General features: G+C 72.3%; 17 protein-coding genes and 1 pseudogene. 11 read left to right on the plus strand and 7 right to left on the minus strand.

What is annotated here, in order from left to right:
• Positions 1-178 precede the first annotated feature (178 nt).
• Positions 179-691: a hypothetical protein gene (locus AC07DC_RS02070; protein ID WP_478910964.1), complete on the minus strand. Its 513-nt coding sequence runs from the start codon at positions 689-691 to the stop codon at positions 179-181.
• 66 nt (positions 692-757) lie between these two features.
• Here AC07DC_RS02070 and AC07DC_RS02075 point away from each other — a divergent pair, with 66 nt between their 5' ends.
• Complete coding sequence (locus tag AC07DC_RS02075) at positions 758-1,375, plus strand: PadR family transcriptional regulator (RefSeq protein WP_478910966.1); 618 nt, start codon at positions 758-760, stop codon at positions 1,373-1,375.
• A gap of 17 nt (positions 1,376-1,392) precedes the next feature.
• On the opposite strand, the gene AC07DC_RS02080 is transcribed toward AC07DC_RS02075, so the two are convergent.
• The 3 genes from AC07DC_RS02080 to AC07DC_RS02090 form a co-directional block, all read right to left on the minus strand.
• Complete coding sequence (locus AC07DC_RS02080) at positions 1,393-1,926, minus strand: GNAT family N-acetyltransferase (RefSeq protein WP_478910968.1); 534 nt, start codon at positions 1,924-1,926, stop codon at positions 1,393-1,395.
• A 380-nt stretch (positions 1,927-2,306) separates the two neighbouring features.
• A complete protein-coding gene (locus AC07DC_RS02085) occupies positions 2,307-3,293 on the minus strand; it encodes an aldo/keto reductase (protein ID WP_478910970.1) in 987 nt (328 codons plus the stop codon).
• Between the two features lie 95 nt (positions 3,294-3,388).
• A complete protein-coding gene (locus tag AC07DC_RS02090) occupies positions 3,389-3,949 on the minus strand; it encodes a sugar O-acetyltransferase (RefSeq protein WP_478910972.1) in 561 nt (186 codons plus the stop codon).
• Between the two features lie 228 nt (positions 3,950-4,177).
• Here AC07DC_RS02090 and AC07DC_RS02095 point away from each other — a divergent pair, with 228 nt between their 5' ends.
• The gene (locus AC07DC_RS02095) at positions 4,178-6,142 is read left to right on the plus strand and encodes a protein kinase domain-containing protein (RefSeq protein ID WP_478910974.1); all 1,965 of its coding nucleotides are present in this window, start codon (positions 4,178-4,180) and stop codon (positions 6,140-6,142) included.
• Between the two features lie 34 nt (positions 6,143-6,176).
• On the opposite strand, the gene AC07DC_RS02100 is transcribed toward AC07DC_RS02095, so the two are convergent.
• A complete protein-coding gene (locus tag AC07DC_RS02100) occupies positions 6,177-6,599 on the minus strand; it encodes an STAS domain-containing protein (protein WP_478910975.1) in 423 nt (140 codons plus the stop codon).
• A 526-nt stretch (positions 6,600-7,125) separates the two neighbouring features.
• Between AC07DC_RS02100 and AC07DC_RS02105 the strand changes: the two genes are divergently transcribed.
• Positions 7,126-7,611 carry a hypothetical protein gene (locus AC07DC_RS02105; RefSeq protein ID WP_478910977.1) on the plus strand — a complete coding sequence of 162 codons (486 nt, stop codon included), beginning with the start codon at positions 7,126-7,128 and terminating at the stop codon, positions 7,609-7,611.
• A 66-nt stretch (positions 7,612-7,677) separates the two neighbouring features.
• On the opposite strand, the gene valS is transcribed toward AC07DC_RS02105, so the two are convergent.
• Positions 7,678-10,251, minus strand: a complete 2,574-nt coding sequence (gene valS / locus AC07DC_RS02110) for a valine--tRNA ligase (RefSeq protein ID WP_478910978.1) — start codon at positions 10,249-10,251, stop codon at positions 7,678-7,680.
• A gap of 127 nt (positions 10,252-10,378) precedes the next feature.
• Here valS and AC07DC_RS02115 point away from each other — a divergent pair, with 127 nt between their 5' ends.
• The 8 genes from AC07DC_RS02115 to AC07DC_RS02150 all read left to right on the plus strand — a co-directional run bounded on the left by AC07DC_RS02115 (position 10,379) and on the right by AC07DC_RS02150 (position 22,849).
• On the plus strand, positions 10,379-11,038 hold the full coding sequence (locus AC07DC_RS02115; protein WP_478910980.1) for a chaplin: 660 nt from the start codon (positions 10,379-10,381) through the stop codon (positions 11,036-11,038).
• A gap of 371 nt (positions 11,039-11,409) precedes the next feature.
• Positions 11,410-15,489: a Pls/PosA family non-ribosomal peptide synthetase gene (locus tag AC07DC_RS02120; RefSeq protein WP_478912571.1), complete on the plus strand. Its 4,080-nt coding sequence runs from the start codon at positions 11,410-11,412 to the stop codon at positions 15,487-15,489.
• 168 nt (positions 15,490-15,657) lie between these two features.
• Positions 15,658-16,587: a CAP domain-containing protein gene (locus AC07DC_RS02125; RefSeq protein ID WP_478910982.1), complete on the plus strand. Its 930-nt coding sequence runs from the start codon at positions 15,658-15,660 to the stop codon at positions 16,585-16,587.
• Between the two features lie 59 nt (positions 16,588-16,646).
• Positions 16,647-18,218, plus strand: coding sequence for a sigma-70 family RNA polymerase sigma factor (locus AC07DC_RS02130; protein ID WP_478910984.1), 1,572 nt, complete (start codon positions 16,647-16,649; stop codon positions 18,216-18,218).
• A 122-nt stretch (positions 18,219-18,340) separates the two neighbouring features.
• Positions 18,341-19,810: an MFS transporter gene (locus tag AC07DC_RS02135; RefSeq protein ID WP_478910986.1), complete on the plus strand. Its 1,470-nt coding sequence runs from the start codon at positions 18,341-18,343 to the stop codon at positions 19,808-19,810.
• A gap of 132 nt (positions 19,811-19,942) precedes the next feature.
• Positions 19,943-20,665, plus strand: coding sequence for an ATP-binding cassette domain-containing protein (locus AC07DC_RS02140; protein ID WP_478910987.1), 723 nt, complete (start codon positions 19,943-19,945; stop codon positions 20,663-20,665).
• Positions 20,662-22,374 (plus strand): hypothetical protein, encoded by a 1,713-nt coding sequence (locus tag AC07DC_RS02145; RefSeq protein WP_478910989.1) that lies wholly within the window; start codon positions 20,662-20,664, stop codon positions 22,372-22,374. The genes AC07DC_RS02140 and AC07DC_RS02145 overlap by 4 nt, the downstream gene beginning before the upstream one ends.
• Before the next feature lie 58 nt (positions 22,375-22,432).
• Complete coding sequence (locus AC07DC_RS02150) at positions 22,433-22,849, plus strand: hypothetical protein (protein WP_478910991.1); 417 nt, start codon at positions 22,433-22,435, stop codon at positions 22,847-22,849.
• Between the two features lie 4 nt (positions 22,850-22,853).
• On the opposite strand, the pseudogene AC07DC_RS02155 reads toward AC07DC_RS02150, so the two are convergent.
• Positions 22,854-23,056 (minus strand): annotated as a pseudogene (locus AC07DC_RS02155) (sugar phosphate isomerase/epimerase); the annotation flags it as partial.
• Positions 23,057-23,157: the final 101 nt, after the last annotated feature.

Genomic DNA, 23,157 nt, shown 5'->3' on the forward strand with positions numbered 1-23,157 from the left:
CCCGCGCCTATTTGGTCACAAAAACCAACCCCCCCCCGCCCCCCCTCACCCCGGGCCCCCCCCCGCCCCCCCCCCCCCCCCGCGCCTGTGGGGGGGGGGGGGGGGGGGGCGCCCCCCCCCCCCGCCCTCACCATGTTCGTGGAACGGATTTGTTGACTACTGACGTGGCGGCACCGGGTCACCGGTCGGTGGTGCCGGAGACGGAGCGGGTCGGGTCGTCGACCGTGGGCAGGACGCCCTCGCGGCGGGCGCGCTTGGCGTCTTCGAGGAAGGCGCGGGAGAAGATCGCGGACAGGTGCGCCATGCCGTTGCGGTGAACGCGGATCTCACCGCCGTGCACCTTGCCACTGATGTGGATCCGGCGCCCGCTGGGGGTCGCCGAGGCGCTCTCGAGGTCCTTGACGCGGCCGCGGCCGACCCAGGACAGGCTTCCGAAGTGGTCGATGGTCGCGTCGGAGGGCACGAGCAGCTTGAGCATGCCGTGGTCGATGTCGACGTGGACGTGGATGTCGCCGTCGGCGATCTCGGGAGAGCGCAGGTCCAGGACGACCGCGCCGCGCCGGGTGCGGACCTGGAAGCGGTTGGCCTTGGTCCAGTTGCCGAGGTGCTTGGTCATCGTGTGGTCCGCGTCGATGCAGACCGGGCCGTTGGCAGGAGTGAACTCTTCGCGGAGGTTCTCTGTGTTCGTCATGGCTTCATAGTGACACACCTTCTAGTGTTCTGGCAACTAGTAGGAGGGCGGTGTACATTTATCTCTGTGACCACTAAGTTCCGGCGCTCCCCCTTGGCCCTGGCGATCCTCAGCCTTCTGGAAAACGGCCCGATGCATCCGTACGGCATCCAGCGCCTCATCAAGCAGTGGGGCAAGGACCAGGTCGTCAACGTCGGCCAGCGCGCGACCCTCTACAAGATGATCAGCCGGCTCCAGGAGGCCGAGCTGATCCAAGTCCAGGACACCGACCGCGATCACCGGTATCCCGAGCGCACGACCTACCAGGTCACCGACAGCGGCCGGGACGCCGCACGCCAGTGGCTCGCGGAGATCCTCTCCACGCCACGCAACGAGTTCCCGGAGTTCCCCGCCGCGCTCTCCTTCTTCCTGATGCTCACCCCGGAGACCGCTCAGGAGCTGCTCACTGAGCGCCGGGACCTGCTGCTCCGGGAGATCGCCGAACTGGACGCGGCACTGGCCACCGAGGCCGAGGGCTTCCAACTTCCCCGTGTGACCATGCTGGAGACCGAGTACGTCCGCACGATCACCGGCGCCGAACTGGCATGGGTCACCGGCGTCCTCGACTCCCTGCGCGACGGCACCCTCACCTGGGACTACGAGGAGCTCCGGAAGCTCGCCACGGCCTCGATCCCTGGCGTCTGATCCGGGGCCCGTTCGCGTCAGGCGTGGTACTCGGTGAGGTCGATGCTGTGCACGCGCAGCGGCGTCCCATACTCCGGGTGCACGGTCTCACGCTCCAGGACCATGCCGAGCTTCCGCATGACGTTCTCGGAGGCGTCGTTGCCCACCGCGGCGATGCTGATAACGCGGTCCAGGCCGCGATCCTGGAGCGCGAACTCCAGCGTGGCGTGGGCGGCCTCCGACGCGTAGCCCTGGCCCCAGAACTGCCGGCCGAGCCGCCAGCCGATCTCCACGGCGGGCAGCACCTCCGGCAGGAAGCTGGGCACGGACAGCCCGGTGAATCCGGCCAGTTCACCGGAGGCGAGCAGCTCGACGGCGAAGAGCCCGAAGCCTTCCTCGTCCCACTCCTCCTCCCAGCGCTCGATGGCCTCCGCGGTGCTCTCCAGATCACGGACCGAGCCATCCGCGATGTAGCGCATCACCTGCGGGTCGGCGTTGATCTCCGCCATGGGCGCGAGGTCGTCGTCATGCCAGCGACGGAGGATAAGGCGGGGGGTACGGATTTCGGTCATACCCGCATCCTGCCGAACGCGGCGGCCCCAGCGGTAATCGGCACTCCCCCGCGCCCGGGCCCGGGCCCGGCCTCGGAGAACTTTCTGGCCGCCCGACGCGCGGCGCCGCTATCCTGCACTCCCCTGACCAGCGGAATCACCGACTTCCGCCCCTCCGCAGAAGGCACTCACCATGACCGTCCGACCGACGACAACCCTCTGGCGCCCGACCGGTCCGAAGGAGCTGGAGCTGGTTCGGTGAGTTCAACGCCCACATCGTCGGCACGATCGACGTGGTCCACGAGTTCCGCTGAGCCGCAACGCCGGGCCGTCGGTCCTGCATCGGGGGCTCGGTCGGAGATCACACCGGCGGTACGAGGGTGCCCGCCGCAGGCGACGGGTTACCGCGCCGCGTCCAGCCGCTCGCGCTGCTCCGCCGTCAGCTCCAGGTCGACCGCGGCCAGACTCTCGTCCAGCTGCGCCACCGAGGAGGCGCCGACCAGCGGGATCACCGGGATCTCGGATCCGATCAGCCAGGACAGCACCACCTGGTTGGCGGTCGCCCCGGTCTCCTTGGCCACCTGCCGCAGTGCGGCGAGCCGGACCGGCGTGCCCGAGTGGTCGAACTCGGGGCCCAGCGGCTTGTCGTCGCGGACGTAGGCACCGCCCAGCAGCGGCGAGTAGGCGACGAGCGCGAGCTCGGGGTTGGAGCGCAGATAGCTGAGGTGGTCGCCGCTGAGCACGCCCTCCTGGCCGTCCGGGGAGCGCAGGCTCGGGAAGTCGGTGCGCTGCCGCAGATAGCTGTGGTGGTACTGCAGGACCTCGTACCCCGGCAGGCCGGCCGCCGCGGCCAGGTTGCGGGCCCGCTCCACCCGCCACGCGTAGTGGTTGCTCGCCCCGAGCAGACCGACCGTGCCGTCGGCGACCAGTTCGGCGAAGCTCTCGACGACCTCCTGCGTCGGCACGCTCTTGATCTGGGTGTGCGCGTACAGCAGGTCCAGCTTCTCCATGCCGAGCCGTTCCCGGCTGCGCTCCGCGGACTCCCGGATCGTCTTGGCCGACAGGCCCTCGATGTCGAGGGACAGGGTGTCGCTGGGGGCGAGCGGCCGTCCCCCGAGTTTGGTGGCGATGGTCAGCTCGTCACCGGCACCGCGGCTGCGGCGCCAACGGCCGAGCAGTTCCTCGCTCTCGCCACCCTGAGTGCCGTTGACCCAGTAGGCGTAGTTGTTGGCCGTGTCGATGAACGTGCCGCCGGCTTCGACGAACCGGTCGAGGATCGCGAACGACGTCGCCTCGTCGGTGATCGTGCCGAACAACATCGCGCCGAGACTCAGCACGCTCACCTCGCGGCGGGTCGCCGGGTCCGTGCCGATCGTGCGGTACCGCATGTGCGTTCCCCTCGTTGAGCCCCTCGGTGCCGGGCTTTGAGCAGGAGTCTGCATCCTGGAGAGCGCTCTAAGTCAACCCCCTCCGACCAGGGCTGTTACGTGTCGAGCGAGCGGATGACCCGGGCTGGACTGCCGACGGCCAGGACGCCGGCCGGCAGGTCCTTGGTGACCACCGCACCGGCGCCGACCACGGTGTTCTCGCCGATGGTCACTCCGGGGCAGACGATCACCCCGCCGCCGAGCCAGACGTTGTCGCCGATCGTGATCGGTACCGCCTTCTCCCAGCCGGCCCGGCGCCGCTCGGTGTCCAGCTCGTGGGCCGGCGTCAGCAGTTGGACGTTGGGACCGATCTGTACGTCGGCTCCGATGGTGATGGGCGCCGCGTCGAGGAAGACCGCGCCGAAGTTCACGAACGTCCGGGCGCCGATGGTGATGTACCGGCCGTAGTCGCACTGGAACGGGGCCCGGATCACCACGCCTTCGCCCACCGCACCGAGCAGCTGCTCCAGGATCTTGCGACGCTCGGCCGGAGCGGGCCGCGCGCCCGAGTTGTAGGCCGCGCACAACTCGGCGCGGCGCTCGGAGTCCGCACGCAGATCGGCGTCGTCCGGGAGGTACCAGTCGCCGGCCAGCATGCGTTCCTTGTTATCGCCCACCAGGGGTCCTCTCTCCGGGGATCAGCCACCCTAGCCAACGACCGGCGGACGGACGGGCGGGCATGCAGGCAGGTGACGCTCAACCCCTGCTGGGCCCGGCGGCATGCCGAGTTGCGCGACAACCCCCACCGCGGGCCGGGCGGCTCTACTCTGATCGTGTGCCGGAAGCGAAGCCGGCGGGGGGTTGCGGAACCTGGCCGGCACGGGTTCCGGAGGGAGTGCGGCACGGTGGAGCAACTGGGGCCCGGGGATCCGCGGCAGGTGGCGCAGTACCGGATCAGCGCACGGCTCGGTGCGGGCGGCATGGGCCAGGTCTATCTGGCGCGCTCGCCGGGCGGGCGGTCCGTCGCGGTCAAGGTGGTCAGGGCCGATCTGGCCCAGGACCCGCAGTTCCGCGTCAGGTTCGCCCGTGAGGTCGAAGCCGCGAAGCGGGTCAGCGGCGTCTTCACGGCGCCGGTCATCGATGCCGATCCGAACGCGGACCCCCCGTGGCTGGCCACCGGCTACGTCCCCGGTCCGTCCCTCACCAGCGCCGTGGCGGAGTTCGGCCCGCTGCCCGAGGACACCGTTCGCATGCTCGTCGCCGGGCTCGCCGAGGCACTGGTCGCCATTCACCGGGCAGGGCTGGTCCACCGGGACCTCAAGCCGTCCAACGTGCTGCTCGCCGTGGACGGGCCCAAGGTGATCGACTTCGGGATCGCCAAGGCGCTGGAGAACACCGCGCTGACGATGGCCGGATCGGCCATCGGCTCGCCGCGGTTCATGGCGCCCGAGCAGGTCACCGGCGGTGAGGTCACCTTCGCCACCGATGTCTTCGCGCTCGGCGCGGTGCTGGTCTTCGCCGCGACCGGACGGTCCCCGTTCGGCACCGGCCCCACCCCCGCGCTGCTGTACCGGGTGGTCAACGACGAGGTCAGGGTGAACGACCTGCCGGGCGGACTGCGCCGGTTGGCGCAGAGCTGTCTGGCGAAGAATCCGTCGGAGCGGCCCACCGCGGAGCAGATCCTGGACGGGTTGGACTCCCCCGACCTGGCGCCGACCGCGACGTTCGCCTCGGGCGGCCGCTGGCTGCCCGCGCCGCTGACCCGAGCGATCCTGCAGCAGTCGGGGATGCTCGACGAGGATCCGACGGCGCTGGACCCGCCGCCGGCCCCGACCGCTCCGGTCACCGCGCCGACCGGCTACGGCTATCCCGGTCCGGCCGAGGGTGCGGCCCCGCCCGCGGGGTTCGGCCCGCCGCCGTTCGTCCCCGCTTCCGGGCAGACTGCCTACAGCGGACCCGGCAGCCACAGCGCGTACTCCCCGGCCCCGGCCCCGCAGACCCCGCAGCACCCCGGAGTCCCGCGGCCGCCCAAGCGCCGCCGCGGAACGATCCTCGCGGTGGCCGTCGCGGTGCTGCTGGCCGGCGGCGGTACGGCGATCGTGCTGAGCCAGCTGGGAAACAAGGACGACACGGGCGGGGACAGCAAGGCCTCGAGCGGGCCGAGCACGGCCTCGTCCGCCACGAACGGCCCGGCCACCACGCTGCCCTGCGGCGGGATCAACGACCCCTTCACCTCGACCACGACCGCCCCCGGGTGGAAGGAGCAGTACGCGGAGAAGGCGACCTCGTCGATCTCCGGCGGGAAGCTCAATGTCACCACTCCCGACGGCTCCGATCTGCGGGCGGACATCGCCTCGGTCGGCACCACCGCACCCATCTACTACCGGTCGATGACCGGGAATTTCACCGCCGAGACCGAGGTGACCGAGAATCCCCGCTTCACCTATCAGGGGGCCGGGCTGATCATCGGGGCGGACAACTACGGCTACATCCGGCTGGAGCGCGCCTACGGCGACATCGGGGGCATCACCTTCGAGTACTTCAGGGACGACGGGAAGTACATCCAGATCGACTACGCCTTCACCACGGCCGAGGCCAAGGGCAGGAAGCTCGTCAGGACGGACGCCACCACCGTCCAACTGCGGTTGCAACGCAGCGGCGACACGGTGACCGCGTCCTGGCGGGAGAGCTCCGCCGGCAGCTGGCGGACGCTGGGACAGGCGCCGACACCGGGCGCGTCGGGAACGTCGGGCGCGCCGAACGTTTCCGTCGGCCTCTCCGTCCTCAACCGCGCCCAACCGCCCAAGGGCGATCCGCAGAAGCAGCCCTTCACCGCGTCGTTCAACTACGCCAACATCACCTGCGGCTGAGCTCGCCCGTCTCCGTCCCGCCGCGCCCTCGGCGTCACAGCGGCCGCCTGCGAGGTGCGCGGGCGCAGGCGGCCTCCACCGTCGCGACAGGGCGCAGGTCCATCGTGAGTCCGGCGATGCGCAGGATCCGCAGGTGCCAGGGGTGCGTGCAGACCAGTCCCATCCAGCCGTCCTCCTCCAGGAGCCGGCGGTTGGTGCGGACGAGCAGGGTCAGGGCGGCGCAGTCGAAGAACTGGGCCGGCCGCAGATCCACGACCACCAGGGCACCCGGCGACTCGGTCACGGCTGATATCCGCGCGCCGACCTCCTCGATCGTGGACAGGTCGATCTCGCCGCACAACTCCACCACGGTGAACTCGCCCCGCTCGTAGCTGTGCACGATCCGGCACCGCGAGGGCGCGGCTTCCCGGCGGACGGAGGTCTGGCCCGTGGTGGCGGGCGGGGTGTCCTCATGCATGCGTCGGTCCCCTGTCCAACAGCTCCCCGGAACATCAGGAGCACTCAGCCATACGGACTACCACCGGGGTCCCGGGCGACATGTCTGAACTCTAGGGACAGCGGGAGAAGCAGAAACGTGCAGGCAGGTGGCCGTTCAGTCCTGCGGGTGAATTTCGGCGGATGCCTTGCCCGATCGTCCCGTCCTGTGCTGGAGCGGATTGCGCCGGTGCGACCGGTGCGACCGGTGCGACCGGTGCGACCGGTGCGACCGGTCCGGCCCAGGGCCGGTCGCCGCGCGGCGGCCGGGCCGCGGCGCGCCCACTCATTCGGCGGTGCGCCGGCGATCCGCCACCCCCCGCGCCCATGATGCTGTGACCTGCCGGATCGCGGTGAAGGACACCGGTGGGTGCCGCCGTCCGAGGGACGCTCGGGCCCCGCCGGAGATGCGCGGGCACCGGGAAACCCGATTTGTATGGATCTCACGGCATGGAGTCGACCGCGCACACATCGTGCGCAACCCCGTGTCGACGAACGGAGATTCCCCGATGCGTCGCACAGCCATGGTCCTGGCCACCACCGCACTCGCCACCGTCGCGATCGGAGCCGGTGCCGGCGCCGCGTACGCCGCAGACCAGCCCTCGCTGAGCGTCACCCCGAGCCCGGCGATGCCCGGCTCCTCCGTCGTCATCTCCGTCAGCGGCGGCTGCACCGCGCCCTCGGCCTCGGCCACGTCGGACGCCTTCACGGGCAAGGTCGACCTGTCCATCGGCTCGGCGATGATCTACACCGGCACCGCGACGATCAAGTCCTCCATCAAGCCCGGCACGTACACGATCAACGTGGCCTGTCCCGGTGGCGCCACCAGCACCTACCAGTTCGAGGTCGGCACCGCGACCAAGGGCGCCAAGACCGGCCTGGGTGGTTCGGTCGGCGGGATGAACACCGGTCAGATCGCGGGCGGCATCGCCCTGCTCGGCATCGCGGCCGCTGGCATCGTGATGCTGCGCCGCCGCCGGTCCGGCAACAACTGACGCTCCGACCATACGGAGCGAGGCTCCGGCGGCCACCCCGGACGGACCCGGGGTGGCCGCCGGCCGTCACAGGCTGACGCGCACCTCCAGCGGCCCGGTGTCCTCCCGCTGCTCCACTACGCCGATCCTGCCGGCCGCGCGCACGTCGGCGTCGACGAGGGCGTAGCGGTCGAGCACCTCGCGCGGCCCGGAGACGACGGCCTGCGTCACCTGGGCGCGCATGGACACCTTCGCCTCCGACTTGGCCTTGCGGACCGCCGCGATGACCTCGGACGCCGTCGCCAGCAGTTCACCGTCACCGTCGGCGGCCATGGCGCGGATCTCCTCCGCCGCGGGCCAGGCGGCGCGGTGGACCGAGCCCTCGGCGTGCCAGGACCACACCTCCTCCGTGACGAAGGGCAGTACGGGGGCGAACAGCCGCAGCAGGGTGTCGAGGGCGGTGGTCAGGGCCGCGCGTGCCGAGTCCGTGCCGGCGAGGTCCTGCTCGCCGTCGGCGCTGCCCTCGGCGCCGTAGGCACGGTCCTTGACCAGTTCGACGTAGTCGTCGCAGAAGCGCCAGAAGAAGTGCTCGGTGCGCTCCAGGGCGCGCGCGTAGTCGAAGTCCTCGAACGCGGCGGTGATCTCCTCGACGGCCGCAGCGAGTTCGGCGAGCATCGCGCGGTCCAGGGGTGCGGTGACCGGGGTCCCCGCGGGCACCTCGCCGAAGCCCCGTACGAACTTGCTGGCGTTGAGGATCTTCACCGCGAGCCGGCGGCCGATCTTCATCTGGCCGGTGTCGAAGGCCGTGTCCGTGCCGGGGCGGCCGCTGGCGGCCCAGTAACGAACGGCGTCGGAACCGTGCTGCACGAGGAGGTCGGCCGGGGTGACCACGTTGCCCTTGGACTTCGACATCTTCTTGCGGTCCGGGTCGAGGATCCACCCGGAAATCGTGGCGTGCTTCCAGGGCAGCACACCGTGCTCGGCGTGCGAGCGGACGACCGTGGAGAACAGCCAGGTGCGGATGATCTCGTGGGCCTGCGGGCGGAGGTCCATGGGGAAGACCCGCTCGAACAGATCCGGGTCCTTCAGCCACCGGCCGGCGATCTGCGGGGTGAGCGAGGAGGTGGCCCAGGTGTCCATGATGTCGGGATCGCCGGTGAATCCGCCGGGCCTGCCACGCTGTTGCTCGGTGTATCCCGCGGGCGCCTCGGCACTGGGGTCGACCGGCAGCGCCGCCGTGTCCGGAGCGATCGGCCGGTCGTACTGCGGGTTGCCCTCCTGGTCCAGCGGATACCAGACCGGGATCGGGACGCCGAAGAACCGCTGGCGGCTGACCAGCCAGTCACCGTTGAGCCCGCTCACCCAGTTCTCGTAGCGCACCCGCATGTGCTCGGGGTGCCACCGCAGTTCGCCACCCCGCCGGAGCAACTCCTCGCGCAGCGGGAGGTCGCGCCCGCCGTTGCGCAGGTACCACTGGCGGGTGGTGACGATCTCCAGGGGCTTGTCGCCCTTCTCGAAGAACTTCACCGTGTGCGTGACCGGCCGCGGGTCGCCCTCCATCTCGCCGCCGGCCCGCAGCATCTCCACGACGCGTTCGCGGGCGGTGTGTGCGGTGGCTCCGGCCAGTTGTCCGTAGGCGGCGCGTGCCCGTTCCGAGTCGACGCCCGCGGGCGGATCGGCGGTGAAGCGGCCGTCCCAACCGATCACCGGGCGGGTGTCGAGCCGCAGCTCGCGCCACCAGGTCACGTCGGTGGTGTCGCCGAAGGTGCACACCATGGCGATCCCGGAGCCCTTCGCCGGGTCGGCCAGTTTGTGGGCGAGCACGGGCACGTCGACGTCGAAGACCGGAGTGCGGACCGTCGTGCCGAACAGGTCCTGGTACCGGACGTCGTCGGGGTGCGCGACGAGCGCGACGCAGGCGGGGAGCAGCTCGGGACGGGTGGTCTCGATCATGACGCGCCGACCGCCGGCGCCGTGGAAGGCCAGCCGGTGGTAGGCGGCGGGCCGTTCGCGGTCCTCCAACTCGGCCTGGGCGACGGCCGTGCGGAAGGTGACGTCCCACAGCGTGGGCGCCTCGGCCATGTACGCCTCGCCGCGGGCGAGGCAGTTGAGGAAGGCGAGCTGCGAAGTGGCGCGGGCCTCGTCGTTGATGGTCTGGTACGTCCGTGTCCAGTCCACCGACAGACCGAGCCGGCGCCAGAGGTCCTCGAACGCCTTCTCGTCCTCGACGGTCAGCCGCTCGCACAACTCGATGAAATTACGCCGGGAGACGGGGATCTGCTGCTTTCCGGGATTCTGCGGCGGGGTGAAATCCGGGTCGTACGGGAGCGCCGGGTCGCACCGGACGCCGAAGTAGTTCTGCACGCGCCGCTCGGTCGGCAGGCCGTTGTCGTCCCACCCCATGGGGTAGAACACGTCTTTGCCGCACATGCGTTGGTACCGCGCGATGGCATCGGTGTGGGTGTACGAGAAAACGTGGCCGACGTGCAGCGAACCGCTGACGGTGGGCGGCGGGGTGTCGATGGAGAACACCTGCTCGCGCGTCTTGGAGCGGTCGAATACGTATACGCCCGACGCGTCCCACCGTTGAGACCACTTCTCTTCCAGCCCGTCGAGGACGGGCCTCTCGGGAACGCCGCTCGGGCGGTGGGTGAACGTCATGCTTCAGCATGCTAAAGGACCACTCGAAGGGAGTGAAATGCATATGAGCCATAACCCGATTGCCGCCGGTGCGTTGTGACGGGTGCGGACGTTCGGTCCGCGGGGAATTCCGGAAGGCAGGAAACCTATGCAACAGGTCGCCAGAAAGGGACTGCTCACCGCCATGGTCGCCGGTGGAGCGCTGGCCGGTGCCGGGTACGCGCATGCCGACGCGGGTGCCGGTGGTGACACGGCGGGGTCTCCCGGGGTGCTGTCGGGCAACTCGGTGCAGATCCCGGTGCACGTTCCGGTCAACCTGTGCGGGAACACGATCAGTGTGATCGGCCTGCTGAACCCGGCGTCGGGCAACGCGTGCGCCAACGCCTCGCACGGGACGGGTCCGGCCGCGCACGCCGGGGGCACCCGGTCCACGACCGCCGGCGGCTCGGCCGCGCAGGGGACGACGAAGGGCTCACCCGGAGTGCTGTCGGGCAACGGCCTGCAGCTGCCGATCGACCTGCCGGTGAATGTCACGGGGAACTCGGTCAGTGTCGTGGGCATCGGCAATGCGTCGAGCGGAAACGTCTCTTCAAACAGGCCCGACACGCCCCCCGCCGTCGCACTCCCGTCGCCTCCGCGGACGACCGCGCCGGTACCGGCGGGCCATACGGCCCCGCTCGTCCAGGCCGAGGCCGGAGAGTCGCTCGCGCACACGGGCACGGACGCCCTGGGCTTCACCGTCCCGGCGGGGGCGGGCCTGTTGATTACCGGCTTCGCGCTCTACCGGAGGTCACGTCAGCGGACGTGACGGGTCGTGGTCGCGGCCGGCGGCCGACTCCCCCGCCGCGGCCGCGCCGCATCAGCCGCATCACCCGCTTCAGCCGGTCGACCGACGGCCCCCATCACATCAGCAAATGACGTCATTTGGGTGCATACAAGATGTTTCCCAGCGTGGGACACCGCGGAAACCTGCATCCACCACCAGTGTCGTCTCACGGTCTCGCGGGGCCGTGCCGGCCCCTACCTCCCGCAGCGGCGCGACCGGGCACCGCGCACCGATATCTGAGCCGCACTGCGAGAGCAAGGTAAGTGAAAGCACCAGAACAACGTGGCGAATCCCCGGCACCGACCGGCGTGGGCGCCTTCGGTGAAGGCGCTCCAGGATTCGCGGCCGCGGCGGTGTGGCCGGTGGCCGGTGCGACGCCGGCCAGAACCCTGCTCGACGTGCTCGAAGCGTCCGCGGGCGCGTATCCCGACGCTCCCGCCCTCGACACCGGCACGGGAGCGGGTCCCGGAACCGACGCGGATTCCCGGCTGCTCGACTACCGCGCTCTGACGGCCCGGGTCACGCGACTGGCCGACCGGCTGGCGGCGGCGGGCATCGGCAGGGGCGACCGGGTCGGGGTGCGGGTGCCGTCGGGCGCGGCGGATCTGTACCTGGCGATCCTGGCGGTGCTGCGGACCGGAGCGGCCTACGTACCGGTGGACGCCGACGATCCCGACGAGCGCGCGGAACTGATCTGGGGCGATGCCGCGGTCTGCGCGGTGATCGGCGCCGGCTGCGCGATCGTGCCGCGCCCCTCGCAGCGGCCCGGCGGCCGTCCGGGGCGCCCGGGACCCGACGACGACGCCTGGGTCATCTTCACCTCCGGCACCACCGGCCGCCCCAAGGCAGTGGCGGTCAGCCACCGTTCGGCGGCGGCGTTCGTCGACGCGGAGGCGCGGATCTTCCTGCTGGACGCGCCGCTGGGCCCGGGTGACCGTGTGCTGGCGGGGCTGTCCGTCGCGTTCGACGCCTCGTGCGAGGAGATGTGGCTGGCCTGGCGGCACGGGGCGTGCCTCGTCCCGGCCCCCCGCTCGCTGGTGCGGGCCGGCGTCGATCTGGGGCCCTGGCTGGTGGAACGCGGCGTCACCGTGGTCTCCACCGTGCCGACGCTGGTGGCGCTGTGGCCGGTGGATTCCCTGGCCCGGGTGCGGCTGCTGATCCTCGGCGGCGAGGCGTGCCCCGCCGGGCTCGTCGACCGGCTGGCCGCGCCGGGCCGCGAGCTGTGGAACACCTACGGGCCAACGGAGACCACCGTGGTGGCCTGCGCCACGCTGCTGACGCCGGGGCAGCCGGTCCGGATCGGCACGCCGCTGGACGGCTGGGAGATCGCCGTCGTCAACAGCGAGGGCAAGCCGGTCGCCTGGCACGAGACGGGGGAGCTGCTGATCGGCGGCGTCGGCGCCGCCCGGTACCTCGATCCCGTCAAGGACGCCGAGAAGTTCCGCCCGCACCCGTGGCTCCGCAGCCCCCGCGTCTACCGCAGCGGCGACCTGGTGGTGGCGGAACCCGACGGTCTGGTCTTCGTCGGGCGCGCCGACGAGCAGGTGAAGCTGGCGGGCCGCCGGGTCGAACTCGGCGAGATCGACGCGGCGTTGCGGGCGCTGCCCGGTGTGCTCTCGGCCGCGGCGGCCGTACGGGACACCGCGGCGGGCGGCCAGGTGCTGGTCGGCTACCTCGTCGTAAACCCAACGGAACCGTCGGACCCATCGGACCCGTCGGAGCGGTCGCACCGGCAGGACCGACCCGACCCGCGCTTCGACTCCGGCGCGGCGCGCGCCCTGCTGCTCGAACGGCTGCCGGCGACGCTGGTCCCCGTCCTGGCCGTGGTGGACGAACTGCCGACCCGCACCTCGGGAAAGGTCGACCGCGACGCCCTGCCGTGGCCGCTGCCGACAGCGGCCGGCACCGAAACGGAAGCGGCGGGCAGCGTCGCGGCCCTCGGGGAGACCGCGGCTTGGCTCGCCGGAAAGTGGCGGGAGGCGCTCGGCCTGCCGGTCACCGGTGACAGCGACTTCTTCGCGCTCGGCGGCACCAGCCTGGCCGCCGCCCGACTCGTCTCGGTACTGCGGGAGCGGTACGCCGGAGTCTCGGTGGCGGAGATCTACGGCCGCCCCCGGCTGCTCGACCTCGCCGCCCACCTCGACGAGCTCGGCGGCGGTCCGCGCGAGGAACGGAGCGTGCGGCCCACCCCGCGCCGCGCGGGAGTCGTCCAACTGCTGGTCCTGTCAGTGCTGTACACCCTCGGCGGAGTGCGGTGGATGCTCGGGCTCGCCGTGGTCGACAACCTGATCGGGCCGCTGCCCTGGGCACCGCACACCTCCTGGTGGCTGATCCTGGGCGGCTGGCTGGCGCTGTCGAGCGCCGCCGGCCGGGTGGCCATCGGCTCGGCGGCGGCCCGGCTGCTCACGGCCGGGATGCGACCGGGTTCCTATCCGCGCGGCGGCTCCGTCCATCTGCGGTTGTGGGCGGCGGAGCGGACGGTGGCCATGTTCAACATCGCCTCCCTGCTCGGCACTCCCTGGGCCCGCCACTACGCCCGCGCCGTGGGCTGCCGGGTCGGGCGGGACATCGATCTGTACACCGCGCCGCCGGTGACGGGCATGGCCCGGTTCGGCGACGGATGCGCCGTGGAACCCGAGGCCGACCTGGCGGGGTGGTGGCTGGACGGGGACGTCCTGCGGCTGGGCGGCGTCGAGGTGGGGGCCGGCGCCCGCGTCGGCACCCGGAGCACCCTCATGCCCGGCGCCCGGATCGGTGAAGGCGCCGACATCGCGCCCGGCAGCTGCGTGCTCGGGGAGGTCCCGGACCACCAGCAGTGGCACGGCTCCCCCGCCCGCCCCGTCATCGGCGCCCTGCCCGCCGGCGACGGCTGGCCGCGCCCGGACCACCGCCGAGCGCGCCGCTGGGACCTCGCCTACGCGCTCGCCCTGCACCTCTTCGGCCTGCTGCCGCTGATCACCGCGGCACCCGCACTGTGGATGACGTACGTGGCGGTCCGCGGTGAAGGGACGCTCACTGCGGTCCTGGTGCGACTGCTGGGCCTGACCCCGCTGCTCATGGTGGTGGGTGTCGCCGGGTACGCGGCACTGATCGTCGTCCTCGTCCGGCTGTTCGGCATCCCGCTCAGACCCGGGCACCACCGCGCGCACGGCGGCGTCGCCTTCTGCACCTGGATCGTCTCGGGTCTGATGAGCACGGCGCGCGGCTCGCTCTTCCCCTTCTACGCGAGCCTGTTCACCCCGGTCTGGCTGCGGCTGCTCGGCGCCCGGGTGGGCCGCCGGGTCGAGGCGTCCACCGTGCTCGCGCTGCCCGGTCTGCTGCGCGTCGACGACGGGGCGTTCCTGGCGGACGACTCGCTCGTCGCCCCGTTCGAGCTCCGTGGCGGCTGGCTGCGGCTCGGCGCCGCACGGGTCGGCCGCCGGGCCTTCGTCGGGAACTCCGGCATCGTCGGGCCGGGGCGGGAGCTGCCCGACAACGCCCTCATCGGGGTGCTGTCCGACGCTCCGGCGCACGCGGAACCAGGCTCGTCCTGGATCGGACGGCCGGGTTTCCCGCTGCCTCGCGTCGCGGACCACGCCGACCCCGGCCGTACCTACGACCCGCCCCGCCGGCTGGTGCTGGCCCGGTCGGCGGTGGAACTGTGCCGCGTCGTCCCGGTGCTGTGCGCCGCCCTGCTGGGTGCCGCGTCCCTCGCGGCGCTTCAGGCCGTGTTCAATGCGTACGGGCTGCTCGCCGGCGCGGCCGTCGGCGGTCTGGTGACGTTGAGCGCGGGCATCGCGGCGCTGCTCGTCACGACGGCGGCCAAGTGGATTCTGGTGGGCCGCTTCCGCACGGGGGAACACCCGTTGTGGTCGTCGTTCGTGTGGCGCAACGAGCTGTTCGACAATTTCGTGGAAGAGCTGGCCATGCCCTGGCTCGGTACGACCCTGACCGGCACGCCGTTCCTCAACGTCTGGCTGCGCACGCTGGGGGCGCGGATCGGCCGCGGCGTGTGGTGCGAGAGCCACTGGCTGCCCGAGGCGGACCTGGTGCGCCTGGACGACGGTGCCAGCGTCAACCGCGGGTGCGTCCTGCAGACGCATCTCTTCCACGACCGGCTGATGCGTCTCGACGCGGTCCATGTCGGGGCGGGCGCCACGCTCGGCCCGCACTCCATCGTGCTGCCCGGCTCGGTGCTCGGCGCCGGGGCCTGCGTCGGCGCCTCCTCGCTCGTCATGCGCGGCGAGGGCGTACCGGCGGGGTCCAGGTGGGTGGGCAATCCGGTGGCGCCGTGGCCGCGGCAGGATCCCGGCCCGGCGCCCGGAGCCGGCGCGGACACCGGACGCCTCAGGACCCCCGGCCGGCCCCGTGACCCGGAGGACGGAGCGTCCGGTTACGAGGCCGGCGTCCCCACGGACACCAGCCGCTCGGCCGCTTCGGGGTCGAGGCCGTAGGGCGCGGCCCCGCTGCGGCTGCCGGGCTCGTCGGGCGCCGCTTCGTCGCGGTCCTCGAATCCGCCCGACGGAACTCGTTTCCGGATTTCTGTTATCGGCGTCCGGCTGCCGGATCTCCTGTGTGTTGCACCCGCCCCCAGCAGATCCCGCACCGGAAAGTGAAGCCGCGTGAACCGTGAGACCCAGCCCCTGACGCCCACCCCGGAACCTGGCGCGAGCGGCTCCCCGCACCAGCGGCGCCCGGACGGCCGCGGCACGCACTCCGCCGCCGGGCGGGGCCGCAGCGCCGGGCGGCACAGCGGGCGCGGCGGGCTGCACCGCGGGCGCTGCTCGCGGTGGGCGGCGACCGTCGGCGGAGCCGCCGCGTTGATAGCCGTGGCCGGCGGCGGGTACGCCGTCGTCCAGTCGGGGACGGAGGGGACCGGCGAGACGCGTTCGGCCGCCGGACCCGCGGCCGTCACCGGCTCCCCCGACGGCGCTGGAACGCCGACGGCCGCCTCGGCGACCACGACGTTCTCGGCCCCCGCCACCCCTTCCGGCAGCGCCGCCGCCACCGCGACCCCCTCCGGTCAGCGGCCGGGCACCCATCCCGCCACCACCGCACCGCGCACCAGCGGAACGGGCACCGGCACGAGCGCGGGAACGGGGAGGGGCGCCGGCACCGGCTCCCGCAAGGCCCCTTCCTCCGGCACGCAGGCCGCCGACGGAACGACCGCCCGGTACGCACAGCAGGTCGTCGACATGGTCAACACCGAACGCGCCCGGCAGGGCTGCAAACCCGTCACCGTCAACGCGCAGCTCCAGGCCGCGGCCCAGGCGCACTCCGACGACATGGCCGCCCGCAACTACTACGAGCACGACACCCCCGAGGGCGTCGGGCCGGGCGCACGGATGACGTCCGCCGGTTACCACTGGAGCACATGGGGCGAAAACATCTACAAGAGCCCCAAGGACGCCCAAACCGCGATGGACGGCTGGATGAAGAGCCCCGGACATCGTGACAACATCCTCAACTGCGCCTTCAAGGAGATCGGCGTCGGCATCAACCTCAGTTCGAACGGTCCCTGGTGGACTCAGGACTTCGGTGCGGCCTCCTGAGGTCCCGAACGGTGCGAGGCAACGAGACAGCACGAGCTGGTGGACGGGAGCGGGCGGACGTGGAGCGGGAATGCGGGGCCGCGCTGGTGACGGCCGCCAGGGCCGGGGACGAAGGGGCCCGCGAGGAGCTGGTCGCGGCGTATCTGCCGCTGGTCTACAACATCGTGGGCCGGGCGCTGGACGGGCATGCCGACGTGGACGACGTCGTGCAGGAGACGATGCTGCGCGTCCTGAGCTCCCTGCCCGACCTCCGCGATCCGACGGCCTTCCGCTCCTGGCTCGTCGCCATCGCGATGAACCAGGTCCGTCGGCTGCGGTCGGCGAGCGGCACACCCCGCGCCGACGGGCTCGACCAGGCGCGGGAGATCGCCGACCCGACGGCCGACTTCACCGACCTGACGATCTGGCGGCTCGGCCTGTCCGGGCAGCGCCGGGAGGTGGCCGAGGCCACCCGCTGGCTCGACGCCGACGACCGGGAGCTGCTCTCGCTGTGGTGGCTGGAGGCGGCCGACGTCATCAGCCGTGAGGAGCTGGCCGCCGGACTCGGGGTCCCGGCACGGCACGCGGCGGTGCGCGTCCAGCGGATGAAGGAGCAGCTGGAGACCGGCCGGCTCGTGGTGCGGGCGCTGGCCGCCGTACCGCGCTGCCCCGAGCTGGGGAACCTCGTCGCGCCGTGGGACCAGATACCGTCCGCGCTGTGGCGCAAGCGCATCGCCCGGCACGCCCGCGACTGCCCGGACTGCTCCGGGCGCGCCGCCGACCTGGTACCGGCCGAGGGGCTGCTCGCCCGCCTCAGCCTGGTGCCCGTCCTCCACTCCCCCGACCTCCACTCCCCGGCCGGCCTGCCGGTGGCCCCGACCGGCTCACCGCTCGCACCGCACGACGCGGGTGGCTCGGGCAGTTCGGGTGGATCGGGCACTTCGGCCGGCTCGGGTGGTCCGGGCGGTGCGCACGGCTCCGGCGGCTCGCACCGCTCCAGCGGCAGATCGGGCGGCTCGGGCGGCTCAGGCGGAAACCCGCGGCGCGCCCGGCGGTCCCGTACGCCGGCCGTCGTCGCCGGTGTGCTGCTGGTGACGGCCACGGCCGTGGTGGCCGTGCTGCGACTGGGTCCCGGCCAGGCGCCCACGGCGCCCGCAGCGGCACCCTCTCCGACGGCCACGGCCTCCGCGACCGTCCCCGTGTCCCCTATACCGACCGCGACGGCCGCACCCTCCACGACGCCCGCGGCGCAACCACCGGCCCGTCCCCGGCCCACCCTCGAACAGCAGGTCACCGAGCTGGTCAACGCCCAGCGGGCGCTGCACGGCTGCCGCCCGGTACGCGCGGACGCGAAGCTGCACGCGGCGGCGCAGGCACACTCCGACGACATGGCCGCCCGTGGCTACTACGAGCACGACACCCCGGAGGGGTTGGGCCCGGACGCGAGGATCACCGCCGCGGGCTACACGTGGAGCAGGTGGGGCGAGAACATCGACCGCGGGCCGTCGACCGCCTCCCGTGCGGTCGCCGACTGGATGAGCGATGCCGCGCACCGGGACAACATCCTCAACTGCCGGTTCACGCACATCGGAGTGGGCGCCCACCTCGGCTCCGGCGGCCCCTGGTGGACGCAGGACTTCGCCGCCCACTGACGTCCGGCCCGGACTCCACCCGGGCCTGATCGCGTCGGCGCTCCGGAAGTCTCAAGCGATGCTGGAGCGCTTCGGGGAACCGTGCTCGCAGTTGCCTGCGCTGTTCTTCGAAGGGATCCCTCATGGCTGTCGTCGCGGAGGCCACCACCACCGCCGTCCCGGCAAGGCACCGCCTGCGCTGGTACGCGCTGGCCGCGGTCCTGGCCACCCACTGCATGGACCTGCTCGACTCCATGATGGTCAGCACCGCCGGCCCCACGATCCGCACCGGACTGAACGGCAGCTACTCCGATCTCCAGTGGATGACCGCCGGCTACACCCTCGCCTTCGCCACGATGCTGATCACCGGGGGGCGGATGGGCGACATCTTCGGCCTCAAGCGGGTGTTCCTGGTCGGCACCGCCGGCTTCACCGTCGCGTCGGTGGTCGCCGGACTCTCCGTGAACACCGACATGCTCATCGGGATGCGCAGCCTGCAGGGGTTTTTCGTCGCCATCATGGTCCCGCAGGGCCTCGGCATCATGCGGGAGCTGTTCCCGGGACGTGAACTCCCGAAGGCGATCGGCATGATGGGCCCGGTCGTGGGCATGGCGGCGATCATCGGACCCATCCTGGGCGGCGCTCTGGCCAGTGGCGACCTGTTCGGCCTGGGCTGGCGCGCGGTGTTCTTCGTCAACGCCCCGATCGGTCTCGCCGCGGTCATCGGCGGGATCAAACTCATCCCCGGCACCGGCCCCACCGACCGAGGCCGATCGCGCCGGCTGGACGGAGTGGGTACGGCGCTGGCGGCGGCGGCGATGCTCCTGCTCGCCTACCCCCTGATGCAGGGACGCGACAAGGGCTGGCCCGCCTGGTGCTTCGTCAGCATGGCCGCCGCGCTACCAGTGCTGATCGTCTTCGGCATGCACCAGCGGCGCCGTGCCGCGGCAGGGCGCACCCCGCTCGTGGAGCTCGGGCTGTTCAACAACATGCGGTTCGTCGTCGCGCTGCTGCTGGGCATGCTGTACTACGTGGCGCTGAGCGGCATGATGTTCGCGCTCATCGTTCAGTTGCAGCTCGGCCACGGGTTCTCGGCCCTGGACGCCGGGCTGGTGATGATGCCCTGGACACTCGGCTCGGCCATCGGTGCGGCCCTCGCCGGAGCGGTGCTGGTGCGCCGGTGGGGTGACCGGGCGACCCTGCAGGCGGGGCTGGGGGCCCTGGCCGTCGGGGCGGTGGCCCTGACCGTCGTCGTCGCCAACATCCACTCCAGCGATCAAACGGTGACAGCGTGGCAGTTGCTGCCGGCGCTGCTGGTGATCGGACTGGGTATGGGCGGCGTACTGACGCCCTATTACAACATCGCCATCGGGAGCGTGGCCATCAAGGAGACCGGCTCGGCCTCCGGACTGCTGAACGCCTTCCAGCAGGTGGGCAACAGTATCGGGGTGGCAGCTCTGGGCACGGTCTTCCTGAGCTGCCTCACCCACGGGGGCACCGGAGGATTCGACGGGGCGATGCAGGTGACCTTCTGGATCGCGGCGGGGCTGCTGACCGCGGCCTTCGCGTCAGCCTTCCTGCTCCCGAGCCGGACGCACCATCGGGAGGACTGACACCCCCTTGGCGTACGCCCGGCAACCGGACGGGTGTCTCCCGCAGCGCCCCCGTCGCTGCGGGAGACACCTTCGTGTTCGGATACCGTTCGCCTCAGCAAGGTGAAGGACACGTTCTGAGGAGCACGGCCGATGGGCGCACCGCTACTGCAACTCACCGGCGTGAGCCGCTCCTACGGAAAGCGCACGGTGCTGCATCCGGTGGACCTCTCGCTGGACGGCGGCCAGTGCGTCGCGCTGCTCGGCCACAACGGGTCGGGGAAGTCCACACTGCTGCGGATCGCCGCCGGGCGGGACAAGCCCACCAAGGGCAAGGTCACCTTCGACGGCCGCCCCATGACGGAGAACGACGCGCGGGTGCGGGCCCGGGTGGCGGTGGTCGGGGACACCGTGGCGTGCTACCCGGACCTCACCGTGCGCCAGCACCTGCAGCTCGTCGCCGTCGCGCACGGGGTGGAGGGGGCGGACGCGTGGATCGATCACGTACTCGCCGACCGGCTGCTGAGCGAGCACGCCAGGTCGCTGCCCTCGGGACTCTCCTCCGGGCAGCTGCAGTCGCTGCTGCTGGCGTCCGCGCTCGTGCGGCCGCGGGATCTGCTGCTGCTGGACGAGCCCGAGCAGCGGCTCGACCCCGACGCGCGGCGGCGGCTGGCCGACCTGATCGCCGCGGAGGCGGCCGACGGGGTGGGCGTCCTGCTGGTCACCCACCACGCCGAGCTGGCGCGCGCGGTCGCCGACCGGGTGCTGGTGCTGCGCGAGGGTCGGCTGGTGGCCGACGGCACGCCCGACCAGGTGCTCTCCGACGACGCGACCGACACCACGTGGCAGACCGGCGTCGCGGGCGCGGCCCGGTGAGCACCACGACGGAACGCACCGGGGAACCCGCCGGAGCCGACGGACCGGCCGAGGATCTCGACGACGGGCGGGACGCCTCCTGGGACGAGGAGGACGACTGGACCGCCGAGGCGCTGCTGCTGTTGCGCAACCTGCGCTCGCCGCACCGCCGCAAGCGGGCCGGACAGGTCGGCTTCGCCGTCTACTGCGTGCTGCTGGTCCTGGTCGTGTGGGGCGTGCTGCCCGGATTCAGCCTCTTCATCAAGAGCTCCATGGGAGCGGACTACACCGTTCACGGCGCGGCGATCCTCGCCGCCGTCCCGTCCGGTGTCTGCGCGCTGGCACTCGGTTCGCTGTTGGTCGCCGCGCGCGACGCGCTGTGGCGGGGGCCGGTGGTGCCGCCGCGTGACAGCGCGGACTGGCTGCTGACCCAGCCGGTGCGGATCGCCCGCATCCTGCTGCCGTGGTTCTGGCTGTCCTGCGCGGTCTCGCTGTCCGTGGGACTGCTGGCCTCCGTGATCGGCATGGTGACCCTGGGACTGACGGTCAAGACCGGACTCGCGGCGGCCTTCGCCTGGTGCGCGGTCGGCGGGGTGTGCGTACCGCTGCTCGCCACCGCGCTCGCCGTGGCCGTCGAAGCCCGCGAGTCCGTGGCCCGGTGGGTGCGGACCGCGACCCCGTACGCGGGTCTCCTCGTACTGGCCCTCGCCGCGCAGAGCGCGCTGGCGGCGGCAGGTCACCGGGTGACCTGGCTGGAACGGATCGAGCTGTGGTCGGGACCGTGGGGCTGGAGCGGTATCGCCGCCCTGTCACCGACCCCGGCAGCCGTGCCGGGCGGTCCCGTCGCGGCGCTGCTGTCGCTGGCCGTCACGGCGGCGGCGATCGAGTTGGCTCGACGGGCGGCGGGATCGTTGCCGCTGGCCACCGTCCGGCAGCGGTCGCGGACCACGACCGGGGTGCTGGCCGCGCTGCAGACCGTGGAGCTGCGCACCGCGCGCCAGGTCGCCGCGGGGGCCTCCGGGACTCCGCGCCCCGCGCGGCTGCAGCTGCCCGCACCGCGCCACGCCGCCCTGGCCGTGCCGTGGCGCGATCTGCTCGCGCTGATCCACGCCCCGGGCCGGCTCGGGCGTGCCGTCCTGCTGTCCGTGCTCGCGGTGCTGAGTGCGGTCGTGGCCGTGGGTGCGCACCATGCGGGAGGTGTCGCGGCCACGGCCGCCGCGCTGGTCTTCGGATACTGGTCCGTCGCGCAGTTGCTGGAACCGGCCCGGCTGGAGACCGACGACACCCGGCGCGGCTCGTGGTCCCCGTATCCGTACGGCGGTCTCATGCTGCGGCACACCATCGTGCCCGCCGTCCTGGGGCTGGTGTTCGCCCTGGTCGCGGGGGTCTGCGTGGTGCTGCTCGGCGGCGGGGTCCGGATCGCGCTGGCGCCGGCGGTCGTGCCGGCGTTCGTCGCCGCCGGTCTGGTGAACGCCTGCCGGGGTGTGTCCAAGCAGCATCTGCTGCTCTCGCCCGCGCAGAGCCCGACCGGCAGCGTCGGCCCGGTGCTCTTCCTGGCCTGGTACCTGTCCGGGCCGCTGGTGGCGATCGCCGCGCTGATCGTTCCCCTCGTACTCGCCCTGCACGCACCGACCGCCGCGCACCTCCTGCTGGCCGTCAGCGCGAGCGGGGCCGTCACCGCGGGTCTGCTGTGGTGGGCGTACGCGCGGGCCGGGAAGCTCCTCGAATGACCGGTGGGGCAGTGAGCCGCCGGCCGGCCGCCGCTCCGCGTCGGGCAGGCTGGACGGCATGAACGTTCCCAGCCGCGGTGCGTGGCTGCGCGCCGGGATCAGCCGCGACGGCGGACCGCTCCGCGAGGAGCACCACGTGGTGTGGCTGCAGGCCGGCGAGTACTACGCCGACAGCCGCGGTTTCGCCGGCCGTACCTCGTACGACGGCGAGCGGGTCCGCTTCCACCATGACGTGGGCGAGGCGGGCGACGACACCGGGACGCTCAGGGCCGACGGCGGGAAGCTGACCGAGACCGGCACCAACCCCGACGGCAGCACCTTCCGGGAGGTCTGGGGACCCCTCCCGGACGGCGGCGGCCCGTGCGGCGCCTGGCGGGTCGGTGCGGTGCAGGTCGTCCGGGTCGGCTCGCATGTCGTGCATGTCGACGACACCGGCGGAACCTACCTGCTGCTGCCGTCGCCGGACTCCCGCTGAGCGTTCATTTCGAGGAGAACGCCGCGTCGAACGAGGCGGTGGGGGCTCGATCGCAGCCAGCCGGCGCATGAAGGCCAGCGCTTCGGGAGCGCCGAGCAGCCGGTCCATGCCCGCGTCCTCCCATTCGACGCTGATCGGCCCGGTGTAGCCGATGGCGGCGGGTTCCTGTTCGACGTCGACGACCTCACACTGACCCGGACCGGCTGATCGGTCGACCGGCTGATCGGGCAACCGGCCGGCCGGTTCGGGCAGGCGGGAGGGAATGCGCACGTACCGGCAGGTCCGGGGCGTGCGCAATTCCCGTTGCG

It is taken from the genome of Streptomyces sp. NPDC045021, assembly GCF_056432645.1.